Annotated in this window: 16 protein-coding genes; 11 read left to right on the forward strand and 5 right to left on the reverse strand. The window is 62.5% G+C overall.

Going from position 1 to position 25,550, the window contains the following annotated elements:
• Positions 1 to 69 precede the first annotated feature (69 nt).
• From FVP60_RS10900 to FVP60_RS10935, 8 genes are all read left to right on the forward strand, one after another.
• Positions 70 to 4,098 (forward strand): protein kinase domain-containing protein, encoded by a 4,029-nt coding sequence (locus tag FVP60_RS10900; RefSeq protein WP_147826321.1) that lies wholly within the window; start codon positions 70 to 72, stop codon positions 4,096 to 4,098.
• Positions 4,095 to 7,700 (forward strand): BREX-2 system adenine-specific DNA-methyltransferase PglX, encoded by a 3,606-nt coding sequence (gene pglX / locus FVP60_RS10905; protein ID WP_147826322.1) that lies wholly within the window; start codon positions 4,095 to 4,097, stop codon positions 7,698 to 7,700. Before FVP60_RS10900 ends, pglX begins: the two co-directional genes overlap by 4 nt.
• Positions 7,697 to 11,338, forward strand: coding sequence for a BREX-2 system ATPase PglY family protein (locus FVP60_RS10910; RefSeq protein ID WP_147826323.1), 3,642 nt, complete (start codon positions 7,697 to 7,699; stop codon positions 11,336 to 11,338). Before pglX ends, FVP60_RS10910 begins: the two co-directional genes overlap by 4 nt.
• On the forward strand, positions 11,335 to 14,034 hold the full coding sequence (pglZ, locus tag FVP60_RS10915) for a BREX-2 system phosphatase PglZ (RefSeq protein WP_147826324.1): 2,700 nt from the start codon (positions 11,335 to 11,337) through the stop codon (positions 14,032 to 14,034). Before FVP60_RS10910 ends, pglZ begins: the two co-directional genes overlap by 4 nt.
• 4 nt (positions 14,035 to 14,038) lie before the next feature.
• The gene (gene brxD, locus FVP60_RS10920) at positions 14,039 to 15,346 is read left to right on the forward strand and encodes a BREX system ATP-binding protein BrxD (RefSeq protein WP_147826325.1); all 1,308 of its coding nucleotides are present in this window, start codon (positions 14,039 to 14,041) and stop codon (positions 15,344 to 15,346) included.
• Positions 15,339 to 17,420, forward strand: a complete 2,082-nt coding sequence (locus FVP60_RS10925; protein ID WP_147826326.1) for a DEAD/DEAH box helicase — start codon at positions 15,339 to 15,341, stop codon at positions 17,418 to 17,420. The genes brxD and FVP60_RS10925 overlap by 8 nt, the downstream gene beginning before the upstream one ends.
• Before the next feature lie 94 nt (positions 17,421 to 17,514).
• Positions 17,515 to 17,829 (forward strand): hypothetical protein, encoded by a 315-nt coding sequence (locus tag FVP60_RS10930; protein ID WP_147826327.1) that lies wholly within the window; start codon positions 17,515 to 17,517, stop codon positions 17,827 to 17,829.
• Between the two features lie 27 nt (positions 17,830 to 17,856).
• Positions 17,857 to 18,381 carry a DUF6998 domain-containing protein gene (locus FVP60_RS10935; protein ID WP_147826328.1) on the forward strand — a complete coding sequence of 175 codons (525 nt, stop codon included), beginning with the start codon at positions 17,857 to 17,859 and terminating at the stop codon, positions 18,379 to 18,381.
• A gap of 96 nt (positions 18,382 to 18,477) precedes the next feature.
• Here the strand turns inward: FVP60_RS10935 and FVP60_RS10940 are convergent, their stop codons facing one another.
• From FVP60_RS10940 to pdhA, 4 genes are read right to left on the reverse strand one after another with little or no spacing between them, the layout of a single operon-like run.
• Positions 18,478 to 19,236, reverse strand: a complete 759-nt coding sequence (locus tag FVP60_RS10940; RefSeq protein ID WP_147826329.1) for an acyltransferase family protein — start codon at positions 19,234 to 19,236, stop codon at positions 18,478 to 18,480.
• An 8-nt stretch (positions 19,237 to 19,244) separates the two neighbouring features.
• Positions 19,245 to 20,729, reverse strand: coding sequence for a dihydrolipoamide acetyltransferase family protein (locus FVP60_RS10945; protein ID WP_147826330.1), 1,485 nt, complete (start codon positions 20,727 to 20,729; stop codon positions 19,245 to 19,247).
• A complete protein-coding gene (locus tag FVP60_RS10950; protein ID WP_147826331.1) occupies positions 20,726 to 21,745 on the reverse strand; it encodes an alpha-ketoacid dehydrogenase subunit beta in 1,020 nt (339 codons plus the stop codon). Before FVP60_RS10950 ends, FVP60_RS10945 begins: the two co-directional genes overlap by 4 nt.
• The gene (pdhA, locus tag FVP60_RS10955; RefSeq protein ID WP_246132579.1) at positions 21,742 to 22,920 is read right to left on the reverse strand and encodes a pyruvate dehydrogenase (acetyl-transferring) E1 component subunit alpha; all 1,179 of its coding nucleotides are present in this window, start codon (positions 22,918 to 22,920) and stop codon (positions 21,742 to 21,744) included. The genes FVP60_RS10950 and pdhA overlap by 4 nt, the downstream gene beginning before the upstream one ends.
• 195 nt (positions 22,921 to 23,115) lie before the next feature.
• Here pdhA and FVP60_RS10960 point away from each other — a divergent pair, with 195 nt between their 5' ends.
• Positions 23,116 to 23,553 (forward strand): Lrp/AsnC family transcriptional regulator, encoded by a 438-nt coding sequence (locus FVP60_RS10960; protein WP_147826333.1) that lies wholly within the window; start codon positions 23,116 to 23,118, stop codon positions 23,551 to 23,553.
• Positions 23,550 to 24,134, forward strand: coding sequence for a TetR/AcrR family transcriptional regulator (locus FVP60_RS10965; RefSeq protein WP_147826334.1), 585 nt, complete (start codon positions 23,550 to 23,552; stop codon positions 24,132 to 24,134). The genes FVP60_RS10960 and FVP60_RS10965 overlap by 4 nt, the downstream gene beginning before the upstream one ends.
• 238 nt (positions 24,135 to 24,372) lie before the next feature.
• Here the strand turns inward: FVP60_RS10965 and FVP60_RS10970 are convergent, their stop codons facing one another.
• The gene (locus tag FVP60_RS10970; RefSeq protein ID WP_147826335.1) at positions 24,373 to 24,714 is read right to left on the reverse strand and encodes a LysR family transcriptional regulator; all 342 of its coding nucleotides are present in this window, start codon (positions 24,712 to 24,714) and stop codon (positions 24,373 to 24,375) included.
• A 266-nt stretch (positions 24,715 to 24,980) separates the two neighbouring features.
• Here FVP60_RS10970 and FVP60_RS13085 point away from each other — a divergent pair, with 266 nt between their 5' ends.
• Positions 24,981 to 25,154, forward strand: a complete 174-nt coding sequence (locus FVP60_RS13085) for a hypothetical protein (RefSeq protein WP_187240648.1) — start codon at positions 24,981 to 24,983, stop codon at positions 25,152 to 25,154.
• The last annotated feature ends 396 nt before the right edge of the window (positions 25,155 to 25,550 follow it).

Genomic DNA, 25,550 nt, shown 5'->3' on the forward strand with positions numbered 1-25,550 from the left:
TCTGCAAGAATCGGTTATTAGCGTGTTGCGCCCTTTCGGGCGGGCACTTGGACGCGATCAGGGAGCACTTTGAAGCGTAGTTCGCCGCTCTGGCGTGTCATGGGGGATGCGGCCCAAGCACAGGAGGCTGCCGCGCTAGACCGCGTGTGCGAGTTACTGCCCGAAGACGGGATTGCGCGCGCGTGGGCCAACGTGACGTTCACCGACGCCAGCGGCCGCCTCAATGAAGTCGACGTTCTGCTCATTACGAGTGGCGGCATGTACATTGTGGAGCTCAAAGGCTGGCATGGAGAGATCCATGGCAACCAGCAGGATTGGGTTCACGCTGGACGGGTTCAGCGTAATCCGCGCCGTCTGGCGAACCTTAAGGCAAAGCGCCTTGCATCGGTGCTGAAAGACGTGGCTCGCCGGAATCGCATTGACGACCGCATTGTTCCGTTCGTTGGCGAAGCGATCGTCCTGCACGGTCAAGGATCAACGGTTCGTCTCGATGAGTACGGTGCTGAACAAGTCTTCGCACTCGACGGCTTCCAAGTACAAGGCCTTGGCGCCGGCCACAACTTCTCCGACCTGGTGTCGCAGCCCGCCTTCCGGGATCCCATCGACATCCCGCGCGCGAACAACATTGACCAACTCATGAACCGCGCCGGTCTGATGCCTCGCGCCAAGCAACGCATGATTGGCCAGTATGCACTCGACTCCAGCGAAACGCTTGACGAGGGTGTCGGCTGGCAAGACTTCCTTGTCACGCATCCGCAAGCAAAGACCAAGCGCCGTATCCGCCTATTCCCCTATCCGAAGGGCGCTTCAAAAGAGAGCCGCGGTGAGACGGATCGGCGGGCGACTCGTGAATTCCGTCTAACCGACGGCATCAGGCATCCCGGCATCATCGGCCCAGCCGATCTTCTGACCACAGACGAGGGTCCTGCTCTTGTCTTCAACTACGACGCGCACGAGTTAAGCCTCACCGACTACCTCGCTCAAAATGGCGACTCGCTCACGTTCGCCGACCGGGAATCCCTGACCCAAGATCTTGCGGAACTGGTGCGGTTTGCCCACGGTCAGCGGCTTACGCATCGAGCACTCTCGCCCAGCAGCGTTCGCGTTCACTCGAGCGATGCGGGCGGGCGGGAGGTCCGAATCCGGGACTGGGATCTCGGAAAGCGCCCGGGCGAAGGCACGACTACCGAAACCTTGATCTCTCGCGGCGTAACCGACGTCGCCGCGGCAGTCAGCCAAGACGCTTTCTGTTACCTTGCGCCCGAGACGCTCAGGAACGCCTCCGATTCGTCGTCCCCGCAGGCGCTTGACGTCTATGGCGTGGGGGCGCTTGCCTTCCTCATACTTACGGGTCGACCACCAGCCGTAAACCACGCTGCGCTCGAAGCGCTCTTAAACTCTGAGGCGGCTGGCTTCGATCCGCGAGCCGTGCTGCCCGAGATCTCCGACGCCTACGCCGACGTGATCCTGCGGGCAACCGCATTCTCGGAACTGCACCGCATCATTGACATGGGCGCGTTGCTCGATGACCTTTCGAATGCCCGCTCGGCACCGGCATTGACTCCCGCCGACACGGATATCGATCCTCTTGAGGCTGCGCCGGGTGACATCGTCGGCGAGCGGTTCGAGATCGTGAAGCGCAGAGGATCAGGGTCGACCGGTATCGCGCTTGAAGTCGACGATTACACCCTTGATCGCGAAGGCGTGATTCTCAAGCTCGCGAAAGACGATGCGTCTGCCGCGCGGCTTCATGCCGAAGCGGCCACGCTCGACCGCCTCGATCATCCGCGTATCGTCAAGCGCGTCGACGGCCCGCTGACTGTCGGTACCCGTCAAGCGATCGTCATGACGGACGCCGGCGCCGAAACCGTTGCTGACCGAATCCGGCTTGAGGGACGAGCCACCCTCGAACAGCTCGAGCGATACGGTGATGACCTGTTCTCCGCAATGGCGCATATCGAAGAACGTGGCATCTTCCACCGTGACATCAAGCCGTCGAACCTCGCGGTCAAGCCAGACCCCGGCACACGCAAGCCGCATCTCCAGCTCTTCGACTTCTCGTTGTCCGACGAACCGGTCGCGAACATCAAGTCGGGCTCCAAGCCATACCTCGATCCCTACTTGGGCTCTCGGGAGCGCCCCCAGTACGACAGTGCGGCGGAGCGCTTCGCCATTGCGGCGACCCTGTTCGAGCTTGCGAGCGCGGACGCGCTGTGGTGGGAAGAAGGAGACCGTCCCGCTCGCCCCACAGACCCTCCGGTCATTGAACTGAGTCAGTTCGAGTCCAGCATCGCCGAGGCGATGGTTGATTTCTTCCGCACCGCGCTTCACCCATCCGCGGCTGCGCGCCACCCGTCGCTCGAAGCCATGCGTAAGGCTTGGGCACACGCGTTAAGTACGGCCGAGATTGGTGACGGCGATTTCGCTGCTAATGATCAAAAGGCGGAGCAGGCAGAACTCTCGACCTTGCTTCGCGAATCTGGCTTGAGCGCGCGCGCACTTTCTGCGCTCTCCCGATCGGGTGCAACGACTGTCGGCGAACTCCTCGGTGTTCCGCCAATGGCCATCAACCAAATCCGCGGCCTCGGTGAGCAGGTACGTCGCGAAATCAGTTCTCGCATCCGGGAGTGGCGTGCTCGGCTGTCCCAGACGACCACAGTCAGCGAAACCTCCAACGTCCCGGGCCGTCGCCCTGTCGAAAAGTTCATCAGCCCTCTCACGCAGAAGCACGGTGAAACTGACGAACAGTGGCGAGCGCGCATCCGCAAACAGAGCCTCCTCCGTCAACCCATCGATGACGTCTCTACGTGGATCGCAGAACTTGGTCACGTCGCGACCGTTTCCGAATTGGCCACGAAGCTGCTTCGAGAATATGGATCGACGCTCGGCGATGGCCCCCGGCAAGACGCCGCGCGGGGCATCATCGATGCGCTCATCAAGTTCGATCTTCGCGCCCAGTCACCCCGATTCCTCACCCAAAGAATGCGAGACACCGGCGAAGCGGTCATCGCCTTCACCCCTGATAGCGGCGAGGGGCTGAGCTTTGACTCCGCCGAGACCCACATCGAGGCCCTCGTGCGTCACGCGCACAAGGTTGATTCACTGCTCAGCGAGACCGAAATCATTCCTGCGCTCGCGCTGCGTGAAGCATTCGTGACGCAAGCTCAAGAGTCACTTTCCCTTCCTGATGCGCGCATCGCACAGATCGCGATTGGCTTGTCTAATGCTGGCCGAATTTCATCGATGGGCGAGGCGTACCGAAGCGATCTCGATGCATCCCGCGCCGTAGAAGTCGCGCTGCGCGGGGCGGCGACGCGCGAACTCGCAATGGTGACGATTGAACAGCGCGTGCGCTCGCGGTTCCCCAACGTCACCGTCATTCCGTCCCGCCCTCAGCTTGACGACGCAGTGCGCGCAGCACTCCCGCACTTGGAATGGCGTGCGGAACAAAGCAAGTATGTGCTTCGCGAAATCAATGACACGTCGTCGACGTACACGGCTTCGTCAACGAGCATGGCGGAGACCGGTAGCGACCCTGCCTTCGCTACGAAGCTTTCCGCGTCATTGCGTGACCACAGCGCGCTCGTGTTCGCGACATCCGTGCGTCACCGTTCCTTACGTCAGGCTGCTGACGTGCTGGCTGCAAGCACTGGTGTTCGCGTTATTGACCTGGCCGATTTCACGCTGAACGCGTTGAAGAGCACGGCCGACCAGAACGGCGTCTCATGGGATGCTGTGCTCCGCGCTGACTCAGAGGGTGAGGGCACGCAGAATCGTCGGAACCTTTTGCAACTGGCGAGAATGGCCGTCAGCCCCCGTTGGCAAGAGTTGATGGCGACCGCAGAACCGCTCCTGCTCATAAATACCGCTGTGCTCGCGCGACTCGGGCTCACGGACTTGGTTGCGCACCTGTGTGACCTGGCAACTCCGCGAGCGGCGGCCCGATGGATTCTGCTTCCCAAGCCGCAGTCGGGACGCGCCCCTGATCTGGACGGGATCCCCATGCCGTTTGGTGCCGACGGCTGGACAAACCTGCCGCTCGAACTCCCTCTCCTCCCCGCGCCATCTGCTCCTGCTCGAAAGGCCGCCGCACAATGATTGACTCGAAGTCATTGCTATCCGATCTCAAGCGAGAGCTTTCGGCCCTGGAGGAAGACCTCACCGTGCTGGCAGAAAACTCCGGTGCGCCGTGGGGGGCAGAGCTCCGTGAGGAGTACGACCGCGCGAAGGATCGTGACCGCACCGGGCTCTCGTGGATTGATTGGCGCAACGGTGAAGTCGCCCAAGCGGCGGTCGCGTGGATCATTGCGACCGTTTTCATCCGCTTCTGTGAAGACAACCGGCTTCTTTCGGGTGCAAAGCGAGATGGCCGCGTTCTGCCGCAGCCCTGGATCGCCGCTCCCGGAGACGGGCTCGAACGTGCGGTAGAGAACGAGTCGGCGTTCTACACCGCCACCCCCACGATGACCGGTCGCGATTGGCTGCAAGTTGCTTTCGACGCTCTCGCGGAGCTGCCGGCGGGCCGAACTCTCGTCGACCCCAAGCACTCTCCGGTGTGGAATGCACCGATCTCTGCCTCCGCCGCCGACCGCCTTCTTGCGTTCTTCCGCAGGGTTGACGCTGAAGGCGAGTTGATACACGATTTCTCGGACGCTGATCTCGGCACCCGCTTTCTCGGCGACCTCTACCAAGACCTGTCTGACTACGCGAAGAAGACGTTCGCTCTGCTGCAGACACCAGACTTTGTCGAAGAGTTCATTCTCGACCAGACGCTCACACCGGCAATTCAGGAGTTCGGTCTCACCGGTTTGAAGCTCATTGACCCGGCCTGCGGCTCAGGGCACTTCCTTCTCGGTGCATTCGATCGCCTTGTCGATGCGTGGGATGCGGCCGCGCCCGGCGCCGATCGCGGCGAACGAGTGCAGCGCGCGCTCGATTCAATTCATGGCGTGGACCTCAACCCCTTCGCGATCGCGATCGCCCGATTCCGGCTCACGGTCGCTGCCCTTCGCGCAGCCAGAATCGGTTCACTCGTCAACGCGCCTGCATTTAAGTTCCACCTCGCGATTGGTGACTCATTGCTCGGCGGCTCTGCCAGTAGCGTGCATCTGGATTTGGGTGACGGCGAGTACGTTCCCTACAACACCGAAGACCTCACAGAGTATTCGGGCATCCTCGAAAACGGTCAGTACCACGTTGTGGTGGCGAACCCGCCATATATCACCGTCAAAGACGGCAAGCTCAGCGAACGCTACCGGGCCATGTACTCGACCTGCCATGGCAAGTACGCACTGTCAGTTCCCTTCATGGAGTTACTCTTCCGCCTCGCCAAGCCTGCTCGAACGGGGGCTGGCGGCGGGTACGTTGGCCAAATCACCGCCAACTCGTTCATGAAGCGCGAGTTCGGCAAGAAGCTCATTCATAATTTCTTGTCCGGCACATACACCAGCGTCACACCGGACTATGTAGATCTCACCCACATCATCGACACCTCGGGCGCGTATATTCCGGGACATGGCACACCGACTGTGATTCTTGTCGGACGACCGCAGAAACCACAGCTCGACACCGTGCGCGCAGTGCTCGGCGTGCGCGGTGAACCCGGTCAGCCTGCGGTTCCCGCCGACGGCAAGGTTTGGCGCGACATCGTCGACCACCTCGACGCGCCGGGCTACGACGGCCCATACGTATCGGTTATCGATGCGACGCGTGACGCATATTCCACATACCCGTGGTCCATGTCCGGAGGCGGCGCGAGCGAGCTGAAGACCCGAATTGAAGCTGCGGCTTCGACGACGCTCCATTCGCACTTGCCAATGCCAATCGGGTTCGCGAGCTTCCCAGGAAATGACGAACCGTTCTTCTTGGATCGCGCATGGTTTAACCGCAATACTGACTCGTCACTTTACGGCAAACCGCTCGTGATTGGGGAGTATGTCCGCGACTGGAATGTCACAGGTGGAGTAGTCGCACTTGCGCCGCGAAACCCTGACTCTACCGTTGCGAAACTGGTTGCCGATTCGGCTTGGGCCCGACATCTCTGGCGCTTCAGAGCAACGCTAGCTTCAACCAAGGGATTCGGCTCGGAGACCATGGCTGACACGAACTCTGCGTGGTGGGCTTGGTACAGGTGGGTCGGTGAGCGTTACGCCACGCCCCTGTCGATTACCTTTGCGTTCGTGGCCACCCACAATCACTTTGTGCTCGATCGGGGCGGCAAAGTTTTCAAGCAATCCGCGCCGGTTATCAAGCTACCGGAGGGCGCGTCGGAGGACGACCACTACGACTTGCTCGGAGTGCTCAATTCGTCCACCGCTTGCTTCTGGCTTAAACAGGTCAGCCACAACAAGGGAGACTCGACCGACAGCCGCGGTGCGCGAGTGACTGGCGACCCTGCCTTCGACACGTATGAGTTCACCAGCACAAAACTAAAGGAGTTTCCACTCCCTGCAAGGAATTCTCGAGAACTCACTCGGCAGATTGATGACGCCGCAAGAGAGCGTCAGACCGTCGAGCCTGCAACACTGATCGAACAGCAGGCCGATGCTTCTTCATTGGCGGAGGGGCGCATAAGGTGGGAACAGCTCGGGGGGGAGCTCGTCTGGTTGCAGGAAGAACTTGATTGGCACACTTACGAGTCGTACGGACTTGTGGATGCGAGCCTGGCACCCGAGGCTACATCGCGCTTGGCAATTGAGCCAGCCGCCCGGCCCTTCGAAATCGCGCTCGCCCGAGATCTCTCTGGAGGCAGGGTCGTAACATCCTGGTTTGATCGCCATCACCGCACGCCAGTCACTGCCGTATCGTCGGATTGGCCCAGCTGGTATCGCGATTTAGTTGAGCGACGACTCACTGCAATTTCCCGAAGCCGAGACCTTCGATTGCTGGAGCAGCCCGATTACAAGCGCCGATGGGCAGGATTAGGTTGGGACGAATTGCTCGCGGCAGCTGTGCGCGACGCAATGCTCGATAATCTTGAATCACTGGAGTTGTGGACCGACTCGGCGGAACGCCCTCTCGTACGTTCGGTCGCGCAGATCGCCGATGAACTGCGCCATGACGAACGGCTCCGCGAGCTCATGACGATTCACACGGGCTCGCGAGACTACGACCTCGTCGTGGAGCTCGGGAAGCTCATGCAGGATGAAGCAGTTCCGGCTTTCGCTCCGCTTCGCTATAAGCCCGCGGGCATCGAGAAGTTCCGCGCCTGGGAACAAACGTGGGAGCTGCAGCGCGCTCAAGATCGGGGCGAGCAGGTTGATGTGCCGGTGCCGCCGAAGTACAAACCAGCCGACTTCCTCAAGCAGAGCTATTGGAGCGCCCGCGGCAAGCTCGACGTGCCAAAGGAACGCTTCATCGCTTTCCCTGGCAGCACGTATGCGGAGGACGGAACGGCGGTTTACGGCTGGGCCGGGTGGAACCACAGTGAGCGTGGTCAGGCGATCGCTCGATTCGCCACGCAGGTGGCGCCGTCGGTGTCAGACGCAGATCAAGACCAGTTGGTGCCGCTCCTCGGAGCACTCATCGAACTACAGCCTTGGCTCGATCAGTGGCACAACGACATGGACAGCCGCGGAATCAAACCTTCTACGGCGATCCAACAAACGACCAATACACTGCTCGCGCGCCTCAACACGGGGCGTGACGAAGTGCTCTCTTGGCGACCGTCAGCCCCCAAGCGTGGAAGGAATCGCGCATGACCGAATTCACACAGCAATCACCGCTTCGTGACCTCATTGAGATCCCGGAGCGCGTTGAAGCCGCCGACTTCGTCATCAAGCTCGATGAGGGAGTGGCCCGTCACACGCAGACAGTGAAGGACTATGTCGTCACCGACGCTATCGCTGAGGCCATCGGCGAGGGACTCGACCTCGTGGCGGCCTCCCTTGCACGGCAGTCTTCACGCGGCGCATTCCTTGACGGCTCCTTTGGTTCCGGTAAATCGCACTACATGGCCGTGTTGCACCTGCTTCTCACTGGCAGCCTCGAAGCACGGCAGATTCCTGGTTTGGCTCCAACGATCGCGGCACGCCAGGACCTCCTCGGGCACAAACTCCTCGCTCTGGACTACAACCTGCTCGGCGCCACCTCATTCGAGGATGCAATATTCAAGGGGTACCTCAAGACGGTCGCGGAAAAGCATCCCGATGCCCCGGCACCAATTTTGCACGCCAGTGACGCATTGCTGGTCGACGCGCGGAACATGCGAGCCCATATGGGAGACGACGCGTTCTTCGCGGGGCTCGGGAGCGGTGACTCGGCGTGGGGTGCACTCGCGAGCGCTTGGGATGCTGCAAGTTTCGACGCCGCGAGCACCCAGCGTCCGGGCTCACCTGATCGAGATCGCCTGGTCGGTGATCTCATCGAAAGCTACTTCTCTGGATATGCGCGCGCCGGCCAGTGGCTACCCATGGAAGATGGCCTGCAGGCCCTCTCAGCCCATGCAAAGTCACTCGGATATCAGGGACTAGTCTTCATGATCGACGAGATTGTGCTCTGGCTAGGGCAACACCTCACCAACGAAGACTGGGTCCGCACCGAGACCGAAAAGGTCGTACAGCTCGCAGAGAATGCGGCCGCGAACCTGCCCATCCCAATCACGTCTTTCCTGGCCCGTCAGCGTGACCTCCGCGACTTCCTGGGCACCCATGCTTCCGGGGCCGAGCGCGCGGCGCATGCTCAGGTGTTCGAGTATTGGGAAGAACGCTTCTCCAAGATCAAGCTGCAGGCTGCAGACCTCCCGAAAATCGTGAAACAGCGTCTGTTGCAGCCCAAGAACCCGGCGGCCGCAGCAACACTGCAGTCGGCACTCACCGAGGTCAAGCGCGACTATGCAGCCTGGGGTTATCTGCTGTCAGACGATGCGCATTCAGACGAGAAGGCATTCGGCGACGTTTACCCATTCTCACCCGCGCTCGTCGATACGATGGTGGCGCTCTCCAGCCTCATGCAACGCGAACGTACTGCACTCAAGCTGATGGCCGAGTTGCTCCGTGACGGACGCAACACGCTTCGGGTGTCGGATGTTATTCCGGTCGGTGATCTGTACGCTCCAGTCGTTCTCGGTGGGTCACAGCCCCTCACCGATGAAATGAAGCAGCACTTCCAGATTTCGTCTGACTTCTATCTGAAGAAGATGCGTCCGTACCTGCTTCGGAAGCACTCGCTCACCGAAGCCACGACCGAAGCACTCGACCGCAACCATGCGTTCGTGACTGAAGATCGACTGGCGAAAACCGTACTGATTGCGGCTCTTGCCCCAGAAGCCAAGTCGCTATCGAATCTCACGGCAGCAAAACTGGCTGCGCTCAATTACGGCACTATCGACGCGTTTATCCCCGGACAAGAAGCCAGCCAAGCTCTGACGCTCGTGCGCGAATGGGCGAGTGAGTTCGGTGAGGTCAGCGTCGGTGACGGCGCCGACCCGATCATCACGGCAACCCTCAGCGGCGTGGATTATGACTCGATCCTTCAACGCGTGGTCACTGAAGACAACCCTCAAGCGCGACGCGAACTCGTGCGCAAAATGATCGCGCATGAACTGAACCTCAGCTCCGAAAGCTTGGTCGGGCGCCGCCTCTCGCATGTGTGGCGCGGTCAGAAGCGAAATGTGGTCGTGAAGTTCGGAAACGTGCGCGACACCAGCGACGTCCTCGACAGCGACCTCGTCCACAGCGATGCCGACTGGCATGTGATCATTGATTTCCCCTACGACAGCGGGGATCGCCGGCCCTCCGACGACCTGGCTCGACTCCGACAGGTGAAAGACGACGATCGACGGGCGAACACGATCGCCTGGGTGCCGAACTTCCTATCCGACCCGCGTCAAACCGATCTCGGCAAGCTCGTTCAGCTGGAGTTCCTGCTGAAAGGCAACCACTTCGACGAAAACGCAATTCACCTCCCCGTCGCTGACCGCGGCCCGGCACGGCAGAATCTGGAGGCACAGCGTCGCACCCTGCGCGAAGTCATCGCTGGCGCCATCCGCCAGGCGTACCACGTCAATACCCCGGAGGAAGTCAACGTCAGCCACGAACTTGGTGGCAGCGAGATCTTCCAGGTTCTCCTCCCTGGCGTGACCATCGCCCCGCCGCCGACCGGCACCCTCCTCGAAGGAATTCACCATGCGCTCGATACCGCGTGGGCGGCAGAGTTTCCCGATCATCCAGATCTCGGCGCCGACGAAGTCACGGTGCGACGTCTCACCGAAGCCGTCGATCTCGTGACCGCCACCGTCGAAGCCGGTGGACGAAGGCAGGGCCTCACACTCGCGGAGCAGCGTGTCGCACGTGAGGTGGTTTCCAAACTCAAGCTGGGAACCGTGAATGAAAACGTGCTCGTCGTCGACCGAGCAAACTTCGGGTGGAGCAGCGAGTTCGCGCGATGGGAGGGGGAACTCGGCGAATCGATCACGATCGACCGCCTGCGCGAGAAAATGCACAAATGGGGTATGACCCGACACATGGAAGACGCCGTCTTGATCACCTGGGCCTTGCTCGGCAACTACGATCTTGGCAGCACCGGCACGCTCACGATCGGCGGCCTCGGCTCCGGAGCCGTACCCCGTCTGGCGGACATCCCGAGTGAAGAGGACTGGAGCCTGGCGGGATCCCGTGCCGGTACAATCTTTGGGATCACCCCCGAGCACAACCGCACGGTGCGCGCGGTGTCACGCTTTGCCGACAACATTCGTGCACGCGCAACGACCAGCACGTTCTCCGACCTTGTGGGCCAACTGGAAGCCCACGCTGACGTGCTCGGCCTGGATACTGCCGCTCTGCTCGGGCGTCTCGCTACCGCGCGGCGCCTGCGCGGCTTGACGGCCGCGTTGAGCGGAAATCTGACCGATACCGCACTCATCGAGACGCTGGCGAGCTTCGATCTACCCGACGAACTGACGGCTTTCGCTGCCACGCACGCGACGGCCCAACACATCGTCCAGCACTTGAGCGGGCTCGACTGGGATATGGTCACGGCCGCGCTGAGTCGAAACGATGCGAAGTTTGGAGCGACGGTCACGGCACTCCAAGAAACCGCCCGCGTGGACGAGTCCATCGCCAAGCTCGAGCCTCAGTTGCACCAGCTCGCAGCCGATGCGCGCGCACTCCTCATGAATGCCTCGGGACCCGAGACCCCGCCAGCACCCGCACCGGCGCCGCAACCGGAGCCATCGGCGCGACCTGAACAATCGCAGATCAGTCTCACCGGCCACACCACCCACACCACGGTGGCCGAGCTGGATGCGGCGCTCGCACAGCTCGGCAAGGCTATTCGCTCAGAGACTCAGGCTCGTGACACCGACCGCGTCACGATCACCTGGCAGGTCGATGAATCATGAACCTGCCAGTTGCCCCCGAGCGCGCGCTCCGCGATCACATCGCTGAGTGGCTCGAAAATCCGCGCCGCACGGCCCGAGTGAAGTTGGTGCGCGCGCAGCCCGTGTGGACGGGAGAGTCCGTCCTCAGCATCGCCGGCCAACGAGTGCACGTTGCGGAGGGGGTGTCTGGACTCGCCGCTCTCGACGCGATCCGCCAGGCTCCTGCCGACGAGTTTGTCGTCGTCCTCACGGGCCTGGGTGCTGCCGAGCTTGGGTCAGCGGTCTGGGTCGAGGCAGAACGGCACGAGGTCGCAACTCTCGATGAGTGGGACAGCGTCCCCGGCTATTTCGGAGTCCGCGATCGGCAGGTTCCGCCCCCCGTTCGTGCGCTTGGGAGCTGGGTACCGGACGTCTTGGCGGCGTGGAGGCCGGAGCGTGGATACTTACCCGCGCCCGGTGGAATACTCTCCGCTCGTCACGTCGTGCGCGGTCTTCTCGCCGCACTCCTCGGCTTAGCCCGTATCGATGATCTCGAAGTGCTCTCCACAGCGCTGACGCCGCTTGATGGCGATGCTGTGAAAGCTTGTCTTCGGCAGCTCGACTCTGAGGTTCTCGATGGCCTGATCCGTGCGACAAGTGCGGAGATTGATCCCAGCCTCGGCCTCGCACTTCGCGCTGCGGGACGAGCAGGAGCTGTCTCTCCCGTTGCCGTAGGCCTCGTACTCGCTGAGCTGTGGCCGAGTGCTGTCGCCGGGAATACCGCACCCTCGACGGTGAGTGCTCCAACCGCGGCAGCGCGCGTTCGTATCGAACGACACGTCGGCACAAACCCCAGCGCCACGGCCGCCTCGCGCTACGGAGCTGCGGCACGAACCGTCACCTCTCGGTGGCTCGTGTCCAACTCGACGGATGCTCGAAACGTATTGGCTCAAGCGGAAGCCATCTGTGCCGACCTTGGATGGACAGAAGGCGCGGCCGCGTCATCGTTCCTTCTTGCCGGTCTGCGTCTCCGAGTCGAAACGTTTGCCGCTCGCGTCAGCGACGCAGCGCAGGATCGTTCTACCCTCGCGTCTATCGCCGTGGACAAGGCATTCGCCGTGCTGAAGTCGCATGATGCGAGCGCATCCCTAGGCGACGCGCTGGATACCGCCGCGACGGCCGTGCGCGCCACGCGTTGGCTTGCATCACCAAACACCGTCCCCCACTCTTTTGGATCTGCGGTCACAACGTTCGCGACGGATGGCGCCTGGGCGGAGCGTGCACTTGGACGCCTGTGGTCTGGAGACACCGACCCCGTGCTTGCAGGCTCCTACCGCGACCTGGCCCATGCCATCCAGGCTCGACGTCGCGAAGACGACGCTCGTGCCGCGGAAATGTTGTCGGGCGCAGCGTTCCACGGCGATGAGTTCTTCCCGATCGAAGCAATCCTGGCTCAGCACGTCGTTCCGCTGTCGTCGCAGACCAACGTACTGCTGCTCGTCCTCGATGGGATGAGCGTGCCGACAGCATCGGCACTCATCTCGGAACTTACTCAGTCCGGGTGGGGCGAGATCGTTCGTGCGGGATCCAAGAAGCGTGACGTTGCAGTGGCAATGTTGCCGACGGTGACTGAGTTCTCGCGTACTTCGCTGTTTGCAGGTGAGCCGATGGCCGGCAACCAGCAGACAGAGAAGTCGCGCTTCGCTGCCATGTGTCGGGGCATGGTCTTCCACAAGGATGACCTGCGGTCGGAAGCAGGGCATGCGCTCCCGCCACTTGTCACATCAACAATCTCTGACACGAAGCAGAAGATTGTCGCCGCGGTGCTCAACACAATCGATGACTCCCTCGCGAGTGCAGACGTCGACGCGTTGGAGTGGAATGCGTCATCCATCGCCTACCTCCGAGCGTTGCTCAACGAGGCGGCGCGGAGCGGCCGGACTGTGATCATGACCTCGGACCACGGCCACGTTGTGGAACGCGGAGGGGAGCTACGCAATATCCCGAGCTCTCCGGCGCGCTGGCGCACTCCTGAAAGTGGTCCAGTTGCTCAAGACGAAGTGTTGGTTCAGGGGCCGCGTGTGCTCTCCTCTGCAGGCCAAGCGGTCCTTGCCGTGAGTGACGGGCTGCGTTACGCCTCCAAGAAGGCTGGCTATCACGGCGGCGCATCACTGGCTGAACTCGTCATCCCCATCTCTGTTCTTCAGCCTCAAGGGGTTGCTTCGCCGGACGGCTGGGTAGAGGCACCCCCGCAAGAGCCGACCTGGTGGAATGAGCCATTGCGTGATGTGCAAGAACCGGACCGCGTGGTTCCGGTTGCTCCGAAACCACGTAAGTCCAGCAAGACTCCAAGCGTTTCGGGAGCAGTCGCGCTGTTCGACACCGTCGATGAACCCACCAACAGCGATGCTGTTGCACAGCCCGGCGCATCCCTGGGCGAACGACTGACGCAGGCGGCCGAATACGGCCGGCGTCGCGATGCAGGCGGTCGTCATCCGATCGATGACATAGACACGATTGCCGTCATCGACGCGCTCCTCGCGGGCGGGGGACGCGCCCACCAGGACACCCTGGCAACACGTCTGGGCGTACCAGCGCATAGCTTCCGCGGAATTCTCACCGCGTTACGCCGCGCCCTTAACGTCGATGGGTATGAGGTCATTCGGGTCGATCCAGATCGCGTCACCGTGATCCTTGACGAGCAGCTTCTTCGCGAGCAGTTCGGCCTGGGAAGATAGCCCCATGGTTACAGTCAGCCCTCGCCGACGTCGGGAGATTATTGATGCGCTGCGTCGCGGCACCGTGCCACAGCGAGGGCTCGACGTCATGGCCGTTGGCCTCGATCGATTCGAGGCCACACTCAATGAAGAGCTGACCACCGTCGCGGCGGGCGGCGGCGTCTTCAAAGCAGTGCGCGGCGAATACGGGTCGGGTAAGACGTTCTTTGCACGTTGGCTCACTGATTCGGCCAAACAGCGAGGGTTCGCGACCGCCGAAATTCAGATCTCCGAGACGGAAACGCCGCTCCACAAACTCGAAACGATCTACCGACGCATCACCGAAAACCTCGCCACCGAAGCCATCTCCGCGAGTGCATTTCGCGAGGTCATTGACGGCTGGTTCCGGGTGCTTGAAGAGGATGCCATCGCCGCAGGGGCAAATCTGTCTGCCCCCGACGACCTGGAATCCAAAACGGCGGGGCTTTTGGAGCAGCGCCTGGCGACGGTAAGCCGCACCGCACCTGCCTTTGCTGCTGCCCTGCGCGGTTATCACTCGGCGCTGCGCGATGGCGACGTTGCAACTGCCGATGGCCTCGTCGCCTGGCTCGGAGGGCAGCCGTCCGTGGCTGCCACAGTGCGACGTGCCGCCGGCGTGCGCGGCGATATCGATCACTTCGCGGCGTTTGGATTTCTCCAAGGACTTCTCGCTGTCTTGCGAGACTCAGACTATGCAGGGCTCGTTCTCGTGCTTGACGAAGTGGAGACCCTGCAACGAGTCCGCAGTGATGTGCGAGAGAAGTCGTTGAATGCGCTCCGTCAGCTCCTCGATGAGGTGGACGCCGGCCGCTTTCCCGGCCTCTACGTATTGATCACAGGCACACCAGCGTTCTTCGAAGGAACGCAGGGCGTGCAGCGGCTACCACCGCTCGCCTCACGTATTTCCGTCGATTTCACTGGCGCCCCACGGTGGGACAACCCTCGCGCTCCACAGATTCGTTTGCTTGGCTTTCAGCAAGACAGCCTGGTCGAACTCGGTCGCAGGGTGCGAGACATTTACGCGTCGGACAGTCGCGCGCACGACCGCATCTCGGCTCTTGTGACCGACGAGTATGTCGCACGCTTGGCGCAATCGATTGCTGGGCAGCTGGGCGGTCGCGTGGGCGTTGCTCCTCGAGTGTTCCTCAGAAAGCTCGTCGATATTCTCGACCGCATCGACCAGTTCCCGGATTTCACGCCCGATCATTCTGGCGTCGTTCCGATCGCCGTTGCAGAACTGAACGACGATGAACGCGCCGCGACCGGGCTCGACGCGATCGACATCGATGTCTGACCAGCACGCCGCTGCACAGCTCAGCTCCGGGCTCCAGTACCACGTCGTCAATACGCTCGGCTGGTCATCGTTGCGGCCGCTCCAGGAAGCGGCGATCAGCCCTGTCCGTGCTGACAAGGATTGTCTCCTCATCGCCCCAACCGCTGGCGGCAAGACCGAAGCAGCGGTATTTCCCGTGCTGTCTCGAATGATCGATGAAGGTTGGTCGGGCCTCAGCGTCGTGTACGTTGCGCCGCTCAAAGCGCTCTTGAACAACCTTTTACCTCGCCTCGAACAATATGCGGGCTGGCTCGGACGACGCGTGGCGCTGTGGCACGGTGACGTCGGTGACTCCGCCCGCCGCGCGATCCTGAGTGACCCGCCGGAGATCTTGCTGACGACGCCCGAATCTCTCGAAGCGATGCTCGTGTCGCGAAGGATCGATCATCGCCTCCTCTTCAGAGATATTCGAGCAGTCGTCGCCGATGAGATTCATGCCTTTGCAGGGAGCGATCGCGGGTGGCATCTGGTTGCGGTGCTGGAACGTCTCCAGCGACTTGCAAACACACCCATCCAACGCATCGGCCTTTCTGCGACGTTGGGGAACCCCGAGTCGGTACTTCAATGGTTCCAAGGTTCAAACGCAGCACGGCGCGCGAGTGAGGTCGTATCGGCGGGAGTTCCGCCAGCAGATCCCGTCATTGCACTCGATTATGTGGGATCCGTGGAGAACGCTGCGACCGTGATCTCTGCTCTCCACCCTGGTGAGAAGCGACTCGTATTCTGTGAATCCCGTTCGTCAGCGGAGGAGTTGGCGTTCGCCCTTCGCCAACGCGGGGTGACTACTTTCGTCTCCCATTCGAGTCTGTCGCTTGATCAGCGGCGCCAGAGCGAGCGTGCGTTCGCCGAGGCCCAGAACTGTGTGATCGTCGCAACGTCAACTCTCGAACTCGGTATCGATATCGGTGATCTCGACCGGATGATCCAACTCGACTCTCCCCGCACTGTCGCATCTTTTCTCCAGCGCCTCGGGAGAACAGGTCGGCGACCCGGAGCAACAAGGAACGCTCTCTTTCTCTCGACAGACGAAGAAACACTGCTTAGCGCCGCCGCGCTCTTGAGCCTCTGGGGACGGGGGTTCGTCGAAGAGATCGAACCTCCGCCGCACCCTCGCCATATCACCGCACAGCAGGTGCTCGCGCTGACGCTTCAGGAGGGGCGGATCACGCGCTCGGCCATCAAGTCATGGTTCTCAGGCAGCCCGGTGATGGCAGAGTCGGACGTGATTCTCGACTACCTGATCGACGAGCAATTCCTCGCCCGCGACGGGGACTGGTATTTCCTCGGGCCACGGGCTGAACAAGAGTTCGGCGGCCGCCATTTTATGGAGCTCCTCAGCACGTTTATCACCGGGCTCGACTTCGCGGTCAGAGAGGGAACCAAGGAGATCGGTACTGTCTCCGCGCTATCGCTGACGTCGTCCGTCAAGCAGGGGATCCAACCGCTTTTGCTCGGTGGCCGGTCGTGGCTCGTCAGTGACATCTCATGGGATCGACGCGTCATCCAGGTCTCGGAGGACCATTCCAAGGGGAAGACGCGATGGGCCTCCGAATCCCTGCCCGAATCATTCGACTTGGTGCGTGCTCGTCGCGATGTTCTTCTCGGCGCAAACCCACCCGCTGATTTGTCGCGTCGCGCAATGAATCAGCTGGCCAAATGCCGGGATGAATGGGCTCTCCTCGTTGACCGTGAGTATTCCGTTGTGGAACGCCGCCAGAACGATTCAGTGCTGTGGAGCTTCGCGGGTCTGCGCGCACACGAAACTCTTTCGGCTGCTCTCCCCGCGACGAGTGTCATCAGCACCACGAACGACGCCATGCATTTCTGTCCCGACTTCGACTTCCAGCTCTTGGATGAAGCCTCAGTATCCGGCGCAGTTCCCCGCATCTCCCCCGAAGCTGTTGACGGCCTCAAGTTCTCTCAGGCACTTCCACTGGCGATGGCCGTCACAACACTTGGGGAGCGATTCGCTGATCGGGCCGGTGCCAGCGAGGTTCAGAAACAGAAACGAATTGTCCTGTCTAAAAGCGGCTAGCTGCGCCCTCTGCGAGTACAGCGCCGCAGGCTGTTCGGCGAGCAGGTTCGCGCGGCTGAGGTGGCTTCTATCCATGGGAGAGCAGAATAGATATGTGGACCACGGACTCTTTGAGGTAGATCTCCCGAACGACAACTCTCCGCAGTCGGCGCCGACGCCGATGTCGGATGTGCAACGAGCGACGATTCGCGACCTGTTCGCTCGGATCGGCGTGAACGATGCGAAGGGGCAGTTTGCGGTGGTCGCAGAACTCACCGGCGCGCGCATCTCGTCGGTCCGCGAATTGACGTCATCCGATGCGAACATCCTCATCAAGATGCTGACTTCGCGCGCTGCCAGCGCCGGGCGCCAGCAGACCGGGAACTCCTGGGACGACCGGGAGGAAGACACCTGGATTGATCGGCTTTGACGGCCTGCCCCTGGAGGATGGGTCCCTATGAATGACGTTTCTAACCACGATGCGAGTCAAGCAGCAGCCCTGCCCGATGTGAGTCGTTTATCCGTGAAGAACCTGTTGAGGCTGGAGGCAAGCGTCGTTAGGGAACTGCGGCGGCGCGATCTGGTGCGGACGAATAACAAGCCTCTCGGTGACATCGCCGAACACGTTGTCTGGCTAGCGCGAGGCGGTGTGCTCGAACCAAACTCGACCAAATCACACGACATTACGACGGCGTCGGGGCATCGCATCCAGGTGAAGGCGATGGCCAATCGAGCGGCCGGATCCGCGGCGCGCTTCAGCCCGTTCCGGAGCGCGGACTATGACACCGCGGTTTTCCTTGTGTTTGATGCGGAGTTCGACATCGTGGAGGCGTTCGAGGTCAAGTCCGACCTCATCGAGGAGAACGTGCGATTCATCCCTCATGTCGCCGGCCGGCAGCCTAGCCTCACACAGGTGCGGACATTTGGGACGGACATCACCGCCGAAATGCAGGCAGCCTACGCGGGCATCGACGCCGCCTAAGTTCGTAGAGCCCCTTCGCGTCAATCTACATGAAGTAGCGGTAGGAGATCTCGACCGGGTCTCGCTCAACGACCGGAGGGCGACGCGGTTGGAAAATCAGGAAACCTTGACGGCCTTCGCACGCAACCGACGGTCCTGCCAGCCGCGGAGTTTCTTCTCCACAGGCTTCTCGACGAAGCGGTGCAGGAACCACGAGCCGAGAATTGAGAGGCCGAGGAGGAGGCCGCCCCAGAAGAGCGTGCGCCAGTACGAGCCGTGCTGGCCACCAAAGATCTCGATCGCCGCGTACATGAACGTTGCGTGGATCAGGTAAAACGCGAACGACCATTCACCAAGCAGAACGAGCGGACGCCAGCTACCGATGCGGGTGGTTCCGTTGATATCGCTCGTGGCCGCCGCGGCGATCACGAAGACGCACAGCAGCGCCACAACCTCGGCCGTCATCGCGCTCAGCACCGACAGCGGTCCGGTCGAACGACCAGCAAGAACACTGACCAGCAACCACAGAATGAGCGCACCACCCGGAATCAGCACAGGAACGCGCAGGCGCCATCCGTTGCGGAAGGCCCACGCTGCGAGCATTCCGATGATGAAGGCAGGCACATGGTAAATCGGTTGCGGCAACGCGGCGAACACACTATCTGGCCACGTCAGCGCCCCGAGTTTCAGCAACAGTGACGTCGCGAAGATCAGCGCGCCAACGCCGAGGGCGCCGTACTTGCGGAGCGGAACCATCATGCGGATGAGAAGCGGGTGTAGCGCGTAGAAGAAGGCCTCGACGGTGAGGGTCCACGCCGCCGGGAACAGCAGAGGCCTGCACGTTGAAACTCGGGCGCTCCGCGTTCTCGCGGGCAACCAGAGGCCTAAACCTCCCGGAACCGCACCATCGGCTTCTCGAGCGACGTCACCAAGTGACGCAAGAAACCAGCCGCATACCCGCCATCACACACGCGGTGGTCAAACACGAGCGACACCTGAACGATCCGGCGCGCGACGATCGCACCATCAACAACCCACGGACGCTCAATCGCACGCCCCATGCCAATAATCGCGACCTCGGGGTGGTTGATGATCGCGGCCGAACCGTCCACACCCAGCGCCCCATAGTTGTTGAACGTGATCGTTGAACCGGTCAGCTCGGCGGGTGCCAACGACCCCTCACGCGCAACGGCAGAAACAGCACGCAACGCCGCATCCAACTCCCCCACCGACATCGCGTCAGCCCGCTGAACCACCGGAACCATGAGCCCACGCTCGGTATCCGTCGCGACGCCGAGATTCACACCATTGAACGTCACCAAGTCAGACCCTTCAACGCGCGACGCCAACAACGGGTACTCCGCGAGCGCCATCAGTACAAACCTCGCCGCGAGCGCCGTGAGACTCGGAGCTGGCTGGTCGCCGGCCGCCATCTGCGCGCGCATCGCCCACAGGTCGGTCACGTCGACGTCGACCCACACGGTCGCCTCGGGAATCTCCGCCCGCGACGTCGACATCTTCGACGCGACCGCACGTCGCAGCATCGACATCGGCTCACGCGCGGCAACCTCCAAACCGGCCGGCGTCGACAGAGATGCGGAACCAGCACCCTGGGCGGGAGCAGAAGAAGCGGAACCACGACTCACCCCCGCAACAGACGCGACAGACGCGACAGACGAAGCAGCTAGAACATCCGCCCGTGTCACCACGCCATCCGCGCCGGTGCCCTGCACGCGCGCAACATCAACGCCCAGTTCGCGTGCCAATTGACGAACAAGCGGCGACTTCACCGCAACCGGTCCGCCCAGCCGTGCTGCGGGCGCTCCGTTGCGAGCCCCCGGTTCCGGCGCCCCCACAGCAGACGAAATCCGTGCCCGTCGCCGCTGCGGCGCTCCGCCGTGTGACGAGGTTCCGTACCCGATCAACACGTTGCCCGAACCGGAAGACGCAGCCACCGGCTCCTTGATGCCCGCACGTTCCTCAGCCCGGTACCCCTCCAGCTCCCGAGCATCATCAGGAACCCGCACGGTCGCAATCTCGGCCGTCGTCGGGCCAGACTCACCCGCACCGCCTGAACCGTCGCCAGCACCCGAAGCGCCGCCGGCGTCAGCACCCGAAGCACCCGCACCACCCGCGACGCCAACCTCAATAAACGGCGCCCCGACCCGCACCTCATCACCAACGTCACCGCATAGAGAAACGACAACCCCGGCAAACGGAGACGGCAGCTCGACGATGCTCTTCGCGGTCTCGACCTCGGCAATCACCTGGTCAACGGCAACCGTGTCACCGACCGCAACGTGCCAGGCGACGATCGCGGCCTCGGTCAGCCCCTCCCCCAAATCGGGCAGCAGAAACGTGCGGCTCATGACTCCCACCCCAGCCGGTCGATAGCGTCGAGCACCCGGTCAACGTCGGGCAGGTAGTACTTTTCGAGCTTCGGTGGCGCGAACGGAACATCGAATCCCGTCACCCGCAGCACCGGGGCCTCCAGGTGCGAGAAGCAGTTCTCCTGAATGCGCGCGACCAGCTCAGATGCCACCGACGCGAACCCGGCCGCCTCCGCCACCACAATCGCCCGACCCGTGGCGCGCACGGCGGCGAAAATCGTGTCGTCATCGCACGGCGTCAGCGTGCGCACATCAACCACCCGCACGCCGCGACCCTCCGACTCAGCGACGGCGGCCGCATCGAGCGCGATCTGCACGCTCGACCCATAGCTGATCACCGTGACGTCGGAACCATCGCGCACGGTGCGCGCAACACCCAACGGCTCGCGCACCGACGTGTCGACCGGCCCCTTCGACCAGTACAGCTTCTTCGGCTCCAAAAACACGACGGGGTCGGGCGACTCAATAGCAGCCCGCAACATCGAATACGCATCTTGCGGGGTCGCCGGGCACACCACCGTCAGGCCCGGCGTGTGGGCGTAGTACGCCTCCGACGAGTCGCAGTGATGCTCCACACCACCGATACCGCCGCCAAACGGAACCCGAATCACCATGGGCATACGCACGGCACCACGCGTGCGGTTGCCGAGCTTCGCCACGTGCGAAACCACCTGCTCGAACGCGGGGTACGCAAACGCATCGAACTGCATCTCCACCACCGGGCGCATGCCGTTCATCGCGAGGCCCACGGCGAAGCCCATGATGCCCGACTCCGCGAGCGGCGTGTCAAAGCACCGCTTCTCGCCGAACCGCGCCGTCAGCCCATCGGTGATGCGAAACACACCACCGAGCGCGCCGACATCTTCGCCAAACATCAGCACCGATTCGTCGGCAGCCATCGCATCCGCGAGCGCGCGGTTGAGCGCGGCCGCCATCGTCATCGTCTCGACCTGCGCGGTCGCCTTCGCGTCCACAGGGTGATCAATCAACGTCATGACGCCAGCTCCTTGGTTCCGTTGTTCCCCTGAGCGGAACCATGGGTTCCGCTCGTCTCTGCGTCGGCGCCGGAGGCCCACGCGTCGCTGCGCGCGAGCTCGTCTTGCAACTGGCTCCACTGACGCTGCAGATGCGCGGGGCGGTCGGCGTACACGTATTTGAAGAGATCTTCGGGGTCGACCTCCACTTCGCGGTTGAGCGCATCGCGCAGGTCGGAGGCCATCGTCTCGGCCTCTGCCGCGAGCGCTTCTTCATCGTCGGCAGACAACAGTCCGGCGGTCGAGAGATACGCTCGCATACGCGTGAGCGGGTCGCGCTCCACCCACGCCTTGACCTCGTCGCGCTCGCGATAGCGGGTGTCGTCATCGGCGTTGGTGTGGGCCTGCATACGGTAGGTGTGGGCTTCAACGAGGCTGGGCCCGCCACCGGCCCGCGCGCGATCGACTGCTTCGGTGAGCACAGCCATCACCGCGGCCACGTCATTGCCGTCCACACGTTGGCCTGGCATGCCGTAGCCCACGGCCTTGTGCGCGAGCGACGGCGCGTGGGTCTGCTTTGCGAGCGGCACCGAGATCGCAAACTCGTTGTTCTGCACGAAAAAGACGACCGGAACCATGAAGACGGCGGCGAAGTTGAGAGCCTCATGAAAGTCGCCCTCGCTGGTGGCGCCATCTCCACACAGCGCCATCACGACGGTGTCTTCACCGCGCAGTGTGGCGGCATGTGCGAGGCCCACGGCGTGAAGAAGCTGCGTCGCCAGGGGCGTCGCTTGCGGAGCCACCCGCGTGCGGTGGGGGTCGTATCCGCTGTGCCAATCGCCGCGCAACAGCACGAGAGCCTCTTCCGGCGTGACGCCACGGTTCACAATGGCGACGGTGTCGCGGTAGGTGGGAAAGAGCCAGTCATTCTCACCGAGCACGAGGCTGGCCGCGACCTGGCACGCCTCCTGACCGTGCGACGACGGATACACCGCCATGCGCCCCTGCCGCACCAGCGCCGAGCACTGATCATTCAGGCGGCGACCATTCACCAGCGCGCCATACGCGGCAACAAGACGCTCCGCCGATGGCAGGGCGTAGGTGTCATCAGCGAACGCTGCGCCATTCTGGTCAATCAGCCGCACGGGCGTCTCCCGTGGCAGCAGGGCCTGCGCATGATCAAGTGAGGTACTCACGGTTCCCGCCTTTGGGTCGCGTTGTGCACGCCAACGGCATCGGCGCCGTAGACGTTTCGTCATCCCAGCATGCGACGAGCAGAACAATTAGTCACGGTTATGGCATAGGCGGTAGACATTACCTATGCTTGACTCACAAAGTTCGGCAATACGTCTCGCCCGCACCGGCGTTACAAACAGATCATCAGGAGAATTGTGGACGCTCTCGATCACGCGATCCTCGATGTGTTGCGAGCCGACGCTCGCACGTCGGTCAACGTCATCGCACAGCAGGTGCATATCTCCCGCGCCAACGCGTATGCGCGCATCAAACGCATGACCGACGACGGCGTGATTCTCGGCTACCGCGTGGTCACCGACCCGGTCAGCGCGGGCTTTCGCTCCTCCGCGTACGTGTCGATGTCGGTCGATCAGCGCCGCTGGCAAGAGATTCGTGCGGCGCTCGACGCACTGCCCGAAATCGAGCATGTTGCTCTTGTCGGCGGCGACTTTGATGTGATGGTGTTGGTGCGGGCGCGCGATAACCGAGACCTTCGCCGGGTGGTGCTGGAAGAAATTCAGTCCATCGACGGCGTCACCAGCACGCAAACATTCTTGATCTTCGAAGACCACCAGCCAAAGGCCACCTCATGACAGCAGCGCCCCGCCGCGGACGCCCAGGGTACGACCGCACCCAGGCCCTCGACGCCGCCGTCGCCGTCTTTATCGAGCAGGGGTACGACGGAACCTCGATTTCCGCGCTCGCAGAGAAGCTCGGCGTCACGAAGTCGGCGCTGTACCACCACTTCGACTCCAAAGAGGCCATTCTCGCCGAGGCGCTCAGCGTCGCTCTCGACGGCCTCGACACCGTGATTGCCGCCGCAGAGCAAGCACCTGGTTCCGCTCTCGATCGCCTCACCCACGCGATGACCGAAGCCGTGCGGTTGCTAGTGCGGGAGAAGGCGTCGGTCACGCTGCTGCTTCGGGTGCGCGGTAACAGCGCCACCGAGCGGGCGGCTCTCGAGCGCCGTCGCGACTTTGACGCACGCGTCGCCGGCCTGGTGAGCGCAGCGCAAGCCGAAGGTTCCGTGCGCAGTGATGTTGATTCACGCACCGCAGCCCGTCTGCTGTTCGGCATCGTCAACTCGGTGGTCGAGTGGTATCGCGGTGACGATGCCGAAGAGCTGGCCCGCGACGTCGTCGCGATCGGGTTGGACGGACTACGGGTTCGTTAGCCCGCCGCCGTCCTCCGCGCCCTCCTCCGCAGTCCCAACGCCGTTCCACACGTTTCAAAATGCCGAAACACATTTTGGTCGGCGAGACACGACGCGGCCGCATGTTTTTCGCCGACCAAACTGTTTTTCGCGGCAGGAGCGGGTCGGGAACGGCCGGGAGCCCACGACGCCTGTGCGTGCGGGTAGGCCGGGCTCTCCGCGTGCGGGGTAGCCCGCCGAGTCCGAGCGGCGTGGCGGGCTACCGGCCCTGACGCTTCTTATAGGGCTTCGGTTGGCCCTTCACGACGGGCGCACGGCCCTTGCCCTTGTTTGCCTTCGCCTTACCGCCGGCCGGCGCCTTCTGCCCGGATGGTTCCGGAGCATCCGCGATCCCCGCGTGAGCTTCATCGAGCAGCAGCACTCCGGAGGGCGTGAGGTGGGTGTTGGCGCCGCGCGTGATGACCGGGTGCCCGACCTCTTCTTCGATCTTTTCGATCGACGAATACAGCGCCTGCAGCGAGATGCCGAGGCGCTGAGCCGCCCGCGGAAAGTGCAGTTCTTGGGCAACGACGACGAAGTGTCGCAGCTGAATGAGTTTCACAGTCGTCGTCCTCTGGAGTCGGTTGATCTCTCCCCAGCGTACGCGGCCACCCTGTCGGCACGCCGTGTTCCCTGAAAGAGTGAGGCGCATGTCTGTCTCAACGCCGAGTTTGCGCACAGAACGCCCCCGTCTGCGCCCTTTCACAGCGGCGGACGGCGACGACATCTACCGGCTCCAGAGCGACCCCGTCGTCTTGCAATATTGGGATTCACCGCCGTGGACGGACCGTGCGTCGATCGCGCGGTGAACGGGGGCAAGTAACGTTCGTGATGCCGCCGACGGATGAAACGTTCCACGACGAACTCATCCACACGTCGCGCGGCGCGCTGCTGCTGTTCTTGGAAGAACTCGTCGACCTGTTCATCTCCCGCCGCGGCGAGCGCGGGCACGACGCCCGCCGTTCCGCTCTCTCGGTGCTGGCAGGTTCCATCGTCGACTGACGCGTCTGGGCATTTTTGGCTCCGGAACCATCCCGCACGTCGTGCCCAGATGGTTCCGGAGCCTTCTGCTTTTGTACCCCTGCTCCCCCAGCAATGCTGCTGCCTTCAGCCCCGCCCCAGCGCCCTCCTCGCAGCCTCTCGCCCGCAACCCCTCCCCTTTCCTACCAATTCCTGCGAAACACATTTTGGTCGGCGAAACCCACCCTGGCCGCATGATTCTCGCCGACCAAAATGTGTTTCGGTGAAATGCGCGAGCCCCGGAGGAGCCCATCCTCCGGGGGCTGCGTCGCACAAGACACGCAGCGCCACACAAGACGCGCAACGCCGTACAAGACACGGAACACTGCCCAAGACCCGCGACGCCACACAAGCCATGCGCGACGTAGCGGGTCAGCA

The organism is Microbacterium mitrae (genome assembly GCF_008017445.1).
Taxonomy (GTDB): domain Bacteria; phylum Actinomycetota; class Actinomycetes; order Actinomycetales; family Microbacteriaceae; genus Microbacterium; species Microbacterium mitrae.